The sequence below is a fragment of the Roseovarius salinarum genome, assembly GCF_002834145.1.
GTDB classification, from domain to species: Bacteria; Pseudomonadota; Alphaproteobacteria; order Rhodobacterales; family Rhodobacteraceae; genus Roseovarius; species Roseovarius salinarum.
On the sequence record NZ_PHNT01000033.1, the window covers coordinates 1 to 9,030 of the forward strand.

A 9,030-nucleotide genomic window follows, 5' to 3' on the forward strand; every position below is an offset into this window, starting at 1 on the left:
AGCTTCTCGGCAGAACTCCAGCGGCGCCGGCGGCCGCCATCCGTGATGATCTCAACTTCGGACATGAGCACATGCTTAGGGATATCCCTAAGCCTCCTGGTTCAGGCCCACGTGTCCGGTCGAAAATGGGGCCAGTTCAACGACAAGGGCATGGACCACGTCCGCGGTGCGCCGTACCACCCACAGACCCAGGGCAAGATCGAGCGCTGGCACCAGACCATAAACCGAAGGTGCGCGAAGCGAATAATCGCGTGCTGCTCGAGCATTACTTCCTGCCGGGCGACCTCGAACGCCAGGTCGGCGCATTCGTCGAATACTACAACACCCGCCGGTACCATGAGAGCCTCGGAAACCTGACGCCGGCCGATGTCTACTACGGCCGGGGTGACCAGATCCTGAAACAGCGAGAGGAGATCAAACGAAAAACCATGCTCACGCGGCGCTTGCGCCACGAAACTGAAAACGCATAACTTCAATCAGCGGTGAGCCAGACCCTCCAGTCCGGAAAGCGCTCAAGCGTCCCAAATTATCTGACGACGTACAAAGAGAAACAGGAAGTTCAAGGCAACAACCGACAGCAACCTCCGCATCAGTTCAGTGCCCGAATTTGGGGGAGCTGAGATCACTCTTTGCCTAGACCTTTAAACAACTTTGGCGTGACGCCAAGGCCGATCGCAAGATCCCGCCAAGCATCCGAAGGGTTGCGGATTTCATCGTAAACACCCAACAACATGCACAGCCGTTCGATTTCATCCAGTTCGGATACCTGGTTCCTGGGGATATAAATGTTTGTCGTGGCCTTCACCTTACGCAAGGGCGATAGGGCGAAAGTTGTCTTCTCGTGCCCGATATTGACGATCTTGTCGAACCAGGAAAGGCAGCCCATCGCGTAGCGTGACCATTCCTCGTCGACCAAGTTGATCTGCGTTCCGTTGTAGAACTTGCTCGTCAAGGCACGATGCGCATCCGGGCGGATGCTGAACAGCCGGTGAATATTACCCCTGCCGAACAGGTCTTGGAGACCTGCGGGCATTTCGACGCCCCGCGATGTTGCGGACCGGATGACAAGCAGGTGGCGTGCAGCGTCCTGAAACTCTGCATCCCTGGCAAGGGCGTCGATGTGGGTAACTGTGCCCTCATCCCTCAGATCGCATTCTGGAACAATAAACACGACCTTTTCGACCGCGTCCGCCAGGTTTGGTTCAGGAAAGTAGGGCAGAAAGCCCAGTGTTTCTCGAAAGAAGATCCAGGGATCTGCAAACTTGTCTCCCACCAGTCGGCGTGTCAGATGCCCCCTGCGGAGCGGCGCGTTAACCCGCGCCGACATAAGCTGATCCAAGGCGTGCAGGGCCTCTGGACTAAACGTGTTGGGAAACGTCGGCTGGATTTCCAGCTTTTCATGGCTTTCGTTAAAAGGATCGAAGTCCGCGAAATGGGGCGTTGACGTAGCATCAAGCGGGTCAAGGCGCCTGGGGGCGAACAACAGGCAGGGGGCGCCGTCCAGTCCCTTGACCTCCAACGCCGCAAGCGCCTTATGCCATCCGAACAGATGTTCCGCCATGAAGGCAAGATCTGGCGGAAGCCGCTCCGACGTGGTGGAATAGGCAAGAAGATCCGGGACATAAGGCGTGTCGAACACGGTTTCGCGGTTTGATCGCCGCAACATCGTGACGTTGGCCCACAGCTTTGAAATGCCGGCCTCATCCAAGGTCAGAACAGCCGTGCGCGACTGCGACGCGGCGGCCGTGGCCTGCCCCCCTTCTTGGCAGGCCTGTCCGACCCGCGGGTACAGGTGATGATCCCGAATAATGGTCTCGTACTTGTCAAGCGCATATTTCTTTGTCAGCCGAAATTTGGTCAGGTCGTCATTGCTGCGGTTGAAACTGGATCGGGCCCCGAGAAGACGCCGGTAGCGCATGATCGTGTTCGGAATGCGCACACCATAATAGCCCGCTTCGACGGCCGCGCACCAAAACTCCCAGTCCTCGATCCCGACATTGAAATCCGGGTCGAACCTGACGCCGTCCCTCAGCAGGTCCATCTTCAGAAGCGATGACGGTTGTGACAGGTTGCTCAGCGCAAAACGGGCGCCCCATAGTTCCTGCGGGTACTGCACCCAGTGCGAGTTGTCCCCGAAATGGAACTGGTCCGCATAGGCCCATCCCGGCCTGGCGGTGATCCCAGGGATGGGTTCTGCGGTTTCCAGCGTGTCTACACCGGCCTGCAAAAAATTAGGTGGGGCAATGTCGTCGCCATCCATGAAGAAAATGTAATCCGCCTGTTCTTCCATTTCCAAGAAATGCCGAATCCCGCGGTTGCGGGCACACGCTACGCCGGTGTTCTTCTGGAAAAGAACCTCTAGTTCGAACTCTGATGACGCGGCAAGATCCATCAGAAGGGGATAGGTGTCTTCCATCTCGGGGCACCCATCGACTACCACCAAGCACCGCAGGCGAAACGATGTGGTGCGCTGTTGCACGATGCTGAGGACGGTATCAACGAACACCGGACCGATGCCATGCACTGTGATTATGGCATCAACCAATGGTATACGAAGCCCCTCCATCTTACGATAGGTCTTGTTCAATGGTCAGCGCAACTTCCTTGAAGATAAAATGCGCGTGCGATGTCGATTCCCCTGACGTAGTTGTCATCAGATTTAGGTGACAGTCTTTTAGGTGGCAATCTGAAACGTCCAAAGAAAGGGAAAAATCCTTTTGTGTGCCTGGCACAACCGGGATCCACTCCGTTCGCGCAATTTCCTCGAAACGCTCTGCCGCGCTGCCGCTCGCGTATTCGTTGACCTCTTCTAGCGTATCCGGATCGACCGCTTTCCTGGTCACGCTGACACAGGCGAGGATTGTCGACTTTGCCACATGGCGGGCCATAACATCGCAGCTAACCTTGCAAAGGCGACCCGAAACCGGAAACTCCTCCAGTGACGCAATCGCCGTTGTGTTGGGCAGGGGATGGACAAGCAACCCCCCTTCCTTCGGCAGGTTCAGCCAGTTGCGATCGGAAAACTCTGGCGTGCGTTTCTTGAATTCGGCCAAGTAGTGGTTTGACAGAGTGCGCGATACCCGGAACCCGGGAAGCGGATGAGTCCCGGCCTTGGTATCTGAATGCGACCACAGATCCAGCCGCAGGGCGTGATGGCTTTCGAGGTCTGGCGCACCATCGATTTGTGCGCGCTCTTCGGGACTTTCACACAGTGCCGTGCCAAGCATGACCTCGCCTGACCCCTCGTTAGTCACCAGGAGATCCAGCAATTTGGCGTTGAATTTCAACGGGCTTCCAAAGGGAAGAAAAAGAACCGATAGGCCCGGGCTTGCGTCGAACCTGTGTTCGTAGATCACCTGCTGCCTTTCTTCGGACCAGACCTGCATCGTCAGCGCGGCCGACTTGTCCGTTGTCACATAGCAGGACAGCCCGCCGATCAGCTGAGGCACGACAGAGATCGGGATCCGTTGGCGCAAGGTCTTGGACGGGGGCAACACGACGCCATCGCCATGGGGCACGGGCTCGTAAACGGCCTTAGCCGTGCCTTCATCGCCCTTCATTTTCTTGATCAAGTGGGCCAATGCCAGGTTCAGATCTTCCGAGGATTGCCGCAGCGCGGCAACTTGTTTAAGCAGCGATACGTTCCGGCGCGCCGCATCCTGGACAAGTCGCGCCTGGATCGTCATCAGCGCATTGGTCAGCTTGCCCGGCTCTTCGCCCTGCGCCGGGGCGGGCAGGGCCTGTGGTGGCTCCAGCCCAGCGTCGCGCCATATGGCCTGCACCGCGTCGACCAGTTCGGGGTCGTCATCATTGGCGGTTACGATGATGGTGGGGCCGGTCAAGGGGTCGGTCAGCGTGCTGGCGCGGCCTTCGTCATCGACGATGCCCAGCTCTGAACTGTTCCGGGACACCCAGTAAAGATCTGTCGAGGCACGGAACACCGTTCTCGCCCAGTCCGGGGCGCCTTCCGTCATGCCAATGAAAAGGATTTTCGGGGAATATCTATATTTCATCTGACTGGTTTCCCAAGATTAGCCTAGATGGCGTTTGTTTCTTCGAACGGATTTCCGAAGGTGATCGACTTTCTGGGTACGCCACGCGCCTGAAGGGCCGCGATAGCATTTTCTTCGTCGTCAAGCGGCGGAGCGATATTGTATGAATCGAAACACTTGAAGGCGGAATTGAAGTTCTGAAAGGATGTTTCAATGTCACCGACCTTTAGAACGAGGCGGTTCGAGACTCCGAGCTTTCCCAGCCGTCCCAGATCATTGACATGTGCGAGGCCTCTCCAGTGAAGGACCTCGCCATACAGCCCTAGGATATTAAGTCCGTATTCCCGCAGCGATATATCGTCGACCCTGCGGTTTTCCAGTAAGAAGACGTCGCCGACAATCCTGCGGCGTTGAAGAGCGGCGAATGCCGGCCTGACCGGGCCTTCTGACTTGCCGAGGTCGATCATCACGTCGATCGACGGCCCTTGGCACTCTTCAAGATCCTCGCGCAGGGTGGGAACATCTTGGTTACTGCACAAGATGATCTTGCGATCCAACCGCCCGGTGTCATGCAGCCGTTGCTGGGGAACTTCCGTCAGGTGTCCCGGCATCTCGCGCCATGTCAGGCCCTGGGGCTTCCAGACTTGCGACCCGAAACGCGGCGACCGCTTGTAGGCGTAGCCAACCGCGTTCAGTGACGCCAGAATGCCGTCCAATTGTTGTCTGGTCCCCTTTGGTCGGTTGGCCCTGCGCGGGAATTTGTCCCGCAAGGCGCCAAGGAGGCCCTTCTTTTCGAACACGGGGGCGGGCCAAGTCAGGGTGACACGCTGATCCGGCGGGGGGGTGCGGCCCGCCAGCAGCGTCAGGAAATGCTGATGCGGGATAGCCATCAGGAACGGCATGGCATCTCGTCTCACACCCCGTGCCAGCACCGGACTGCGAGGGACACTGGCCGCATCCGCGACCACATGGGACACGGAAAACCCCCGCGCCATGAGATACTCGCTCCATAACAGGATGCTGCTCAGGTGTTCGGCAGGTGCAAGCGGCGCCCCCGATCCATCGCGGTCGACGACGTAATAGCTTTGTGGGCAGGGATCTGTCGGATGCACCAGCGAATTGTTCAGTTGCGCCCCAAGCTGAGCGAAAGATGCCGGGTTTGGCGCGCCGTTCACCAGATCCGCTAGGCCGGAAACAGAGTTGGCCGTGCTGAACCCCCCTGGCGACAAGACGCAGAAAGACGGGTTTTCCTGCTGCAGACGCGCCCAGACGTAATCGCGCTGGAACATCGGCTTATTGCTGAGCTTGATGAAGGTCCGATTGTGACCACGTGCCTTGTTTTGCTGTTGGCTTGACGACATGCTGCCGGGTCGCCTGCGCCAGTGAAACCCCTGGTCGGACGAATACACCCCCGTGAACCCCGCGTTCAGGGCGCGGATGGAAAACTCCCAATCCTCGCCGCCCCAGACAAGGGTTTCGTCATAGCGAAGACCTTCGCGATACATCTCTGCCGACAGCGCAGATGAGGGCATCTGAGTCGCGCCGACCATGTTCCACAAGGTGGAATGCCGGGTCAGTCGCGTCATGCGCCCAGGTTCGCCAAAAATGTTGGGATGTTCGAAAACCCATCCCAGTTTCTGGCCCTGCGAATCTGCTTCCGAGCGCGCCGTGACGAAACGCTCATAGCTTTTCTGGATGAACGCCGCCAACATCCGGTCATCAGCATCTGGGAACATCACCATCTCGATGCTCGGGTAGTATTCCAGCAGGTACTCAATGCCGCGGTTGCGTGTGGCGGAAAGTCCGCCGTTCCGGCGAGGGCGCAGGTAATGAAACACATCGGGTTCTGCGGCGGCGTAATACTCGCACAGTTCCACAAGTGTCGGATCGGGATCCCCGTCATCCACCAGAACCGCACGAAATCCAACATCACATTGCTGGGCCAGAATGCTCGACGCCATTTCCGGCAGCAAGCTCGCGTAACCGAAGCTGGGAACCACGAGGCCAACTTTTACGTCTGATTCTGCACTCGGTATCAAAGTCTCTACTCCCACCTTAAACGGATAACAGGCAGAATCCATCACCTTTCTTGTCTGTAAGTACCCCGCCGATTGGCGTCAACACCACCGTCCTGCGCCAGTGCTCATCTTAGAGATGGAAACCAGACCGACAATGCGCTAGGTTCAAAGCTTTTTGATGTTTGTCGGTTGGCGAGGTTTACGATTCGATAAATGCGCGGTGAACATGTCTGGTCTCTTGTGGCTGAGATATGCGCAAAAGTTGGTAACGCGTGATTAGGCGGCGCTCTGAAGGTGGCAGATGGCGTCGCGGAACTCAACACCGCTTATGACCTCCAGCTGTCGTTTGTCCCCGTCAAGTTTACGCCACTTCTTATGCGCGACATCAACAGCTTGAACGCCATGGCGAGGCCGGTCTTGCGGCTGAGGCAGCCTTTGATGCGCTTCGTTCGGTGTCTGAAGGTGGCGAACGTGCTCTCGATCGGATACGAGGTGCGGTCATGCTTCCAGTGCTAGGATCAGGACTCACAACCAGTAGATGACCGCCAAGGCGATGCAGATGGCTGACAGGAAAAGCTCGCCGCATCTGTCCTACCGGGTGGCGATCCGGCGCCAGTCCTTCAGACGGGCGAACAAGTTTTCGATCCGGTGCCGCTGCTTGTAGAGCACGGCATCGTGCCTGGCCGGTTTCTTCCGTCCGCGGCGTGCCGGGATGCAAGCCGCGATGCCCTTGTCGTCAAGGACTTGGCGGAACCAGTCGGCGTCGTAGCCCCTGTCGGCCAGCAGCCGTTTGGCCGGCGGCAGGGCGGTCAGCAGGGCCAAGGCGCCCTTCGCGTCGCTCATCTGGCCCGGCTACAGTAAGAACGTCAGCGGTCGGCCGAGACTGTCGCAGACCATGTGCAGCTTCGAGTTTAGCCCGCCTTTCGTCCGTCCGATGGCCCGCGGGCGAGTCCCCCTTTTGAGAGGCTGGCCGCCGTGCGATGTGCCTTGAGGTGGGTACTGTCGATCATGATCGTGCCGCCGTGCGCCCCCGGCCGGGCCAACTCCGCGAAGATCCGTGCGAACACGCCCATGCGCGACCACCGCACGAACCGGCTGTAGAGCGTCTTGGCCCGCCCGCAGATGGAAGGTGCGTCCTTCCACTGTAACCCGCTCTTCTGAATGTAGATTATCCCGCTCAGAACCCGCCGTTCATCGACCCGCGGCTTGCCACGCGACTTCGGGAAGAACGGTCGCAGCCGCTCCATCTGCTCCTCGGTCAGCCAGAAGTGCTCGCTCATCATGCCCCCGCTGTTTGGGAACTTGAATCACGCCGACCCCGGTGCCTCAAGCAAGTTTATGGGTCCTGTGCGTAAAAGATTTCCTCATCCGACCAAATCGGAATTGCGTACTTCTGCAATACATCATCTATTCGCGTCTTCCGGCCGTCGGAGGCTGCCGCTTGAAGGCGTCGATTCGCCTTTTCAACTCGCCCAAGATTGGGCACAATTAATGCAGCATAATGCCGAAGTAAAAAGTGATCCTGCAGGAAGCGATTTCCTGCTCCCTCTATGCTATGCACCTTCCACTGTTTGTTCAGATCAATATCTTTGGGCCGCAAAGCCCATTTGGGCTTGCAAGCAAGATTGGTGGGCTCATCGGCGTAGATGAAATCCCGATGGCGAAATGCCTCAGACCTTTTGGGATCGAAAATCACATCTCTGGGCCCTCTAATCCAGAATCCGGGAAACTGCATAATTGGCCTTGAGCTTTGAGCAAGATGCTCTGCAAGAGAAATGCCGTCCTGCGCAATAATAATCTCATCAACATCACAATTTAAAACAAGATCGGCATCTCCTAGAAAAAGTCTTTTAGCGTGCTCCATGACCCCATATTGGCAGAAATCGGAATCCCAAAAGCCTGGCGCTCCCTTGGGGCCATATTTATAGGGCCAGTTGACAACTACTATCTGCTTGAGTCCAGCCACTTTCTCTAGGCGGCGCAGAATATCCTCTGACGAGTAAAAGTCGGAAAAGTTATCATAGAATAGAACGCCATCTATACCGTGATGGACGGCATAAAAACGTGCCCAGTCTTCAATCCATTGCAAATTATTATTGCGAGATAAGGTAAACATCACCTTCCGTCCGGAAAATAGATGCGTCAGCGATGTTTGTATTCGTGCTGACTTCTCAATTCCAGCAAATTTCATTTTTATAGAGCTGGTGTTATATGTTCTTTTGAGTGAAAAAAGCCCTAGACGATCCCGCTTCATATATTGCGAGGTCATGACTTTGCCACCATCAGTCAAAAACATAGCGGTCTCAACCAGCTGCGAAAGCGATAACAACGGCGGTCCTATAGCTAATGCGGAGTCACCGTTGAGCTGTACCGTATCGTAGATAAGGGTCTTGCTGTCGAAGCTCTGATCGTATGCCTCGCTTCGGTGCTCCATTGGGCGGGGCGGCTCTCGCGAAATATCGGGCTGGTCATGCAAATCAACAGCGAACGGAGTGTAAATCATTGATCTCATAGCACTGCTCTCCATTTATGAAAGTGTCCCACAGCTTGTTATAGGATCGCCACCCTTCGTGACGGCCCGGGTTCCGATCAGGACGCCGCGGCGGGCAACCTAACGTTGGGATTGTCGTTCACGTGCGCGAGGGTTTCAAGATGTCGTCGTTGGGCGAGCTCGTCGGATAGGGGGCTATGCTGGAATCTGGGTGGCGCGGCTGATCAACCGGCGCGGTTTTCAGCGTCGTCTGCGGCGAAACTGTCGGTGAATGTGACGCCTTCAATGACCAAACGCAACTGGTTCGCTGCCTTCAGGCGCGACCACGTCTTTGCGGTGGCCTGAGCGAGCTTGAAGACCATGAGCTTTGCAGTCTTCTGCGACAACGCGCGCTTGTGCATTGAGCAACTCCCCATCTCTTGGACAGGATTTGGCGTCATTTAAGCTACTCGTTGTACCTGTTCATCGGGTTGGTTGATTTCATTTTCGTGCCAGTAGACCACCGCGGGTGGCCTGCCGCCAAGGGCTG

General features: G+C 56.8%; 4 protein-coding genes and 4 pseudogenes. 1 reads left to right on the plus strand and 7 read right to left on the minus strand.

Annotation, left to right across the window (positions count from 1 at the left end):
- Nucleotides 1-144: 144 nt before the first annotated feature.
- Nucleotides 145-470, plus strand: a pseudogene (locus CEF10_RS17100) (integrase core domain-containing protein); the annotation flags it as partial.
- A 152-nt stretch (nt 471-622) separates the two neighbouring features.
- Here the strand turns inward: CEF10_RS17100 and CEF10_RS16460 are convergent.
- From CEF10_RS16460 to CEF10_RS16485, 7 genes and pseudogenes are all read right to left on the minus strand, one after another.
- Nucleotides 623-2,566 (minus strand): glycosyltransferase family 2 protein, encoded by a 1,944-nt coding sequence (locus tag CEF10_RS16460; RefSeq protein WP_101069254.1) that lies wholly within the window; start codon nt 2,564-2,566, stop codon nt 623-625.
- 1 nt (nt 2,567) lies between these two features.
- On the minus strand, nt 2,568-4,013 hold the full coding sequence (locus CEF10_RS16465; protein WP_232796557.1) for a DUF6212 domain-containing protein: 1,446 nt from the start codon (nt 4,011-4,013) through the stop codon (nt 2,568-2,570).
- 23 nt (nt 4,014-4,036) lie between these two features.
- Nucleotides 4,037-5,992, minus strand: coding sequence for a glycosyltransferase family A protein (locus CEF10_RS16470; protein ID WP_157933065.1), 1,956 nt, complete (start codon nt 5,990-5,992; stop codon nt 4,037-4,039).
- Between the two features lie 294 nt (nt 5,993-6,286).
- Nucleotides 6,287-6,522 (minus strand): annotated as a pseudogene (locus tag CEF10_RS16475) (IS256 family transposase); the annotation flags it as partial.
- 13 nt (nt 6,523-6,535) lie between these two features.
- A pseudogene (locus tag CEF10_RS16480) lies at nt 6,536-7,290 on the minus strand (IS5 family transposase).
- A gap of 56 nt (nt 7,291-7,346) precedes the next feature.
- A complete protein-coding gene (locus CEF10_RS16970) occupies nt 7,347-8,513 on the minus strand; it encodes a hypothetical protein (RefSeq protein ID WP_157933066.1) in 1,167 nt (388 codons plus the stop codon).
- A gap of 212 nt (nt 8,514-8,725) precedes the next feature.
- Nucleotides 8,726-8,896: pseudogene (locus CEF10_RS16485) on the minus strand (IS256 family transposase); the annotation flags it as partial.
- Nucleotides 8,897-9,030: the final 134 nt, after the last annotated feature.

What these genes read in the sequence shown, in the direction of transcription:
- CEF10_RS16460 (WP_101069254.1), bottom strand. Translation starts at nt 2,566, where the DNA reads ATGGAGGGGCTTCGTATACCATTGGTTGATGCCATAATCACAGTGCAT.
- CEF10_RS16465 (WP_232796557.1), bottom strand. Translation starts at nt 4,013, where the DNA reads ATGAAATATAGATATTCCCCGAAAATCCTTTTCATTGGCATGACGGAA.
- CEF10_RS16970 (WP_157933066.1), bottom strand. Translation starts at nt 8,513, where the DNA reads ATGATTTACACTCCGTTCGCTGTTGATTTGCATGACCAGCCCGATATT.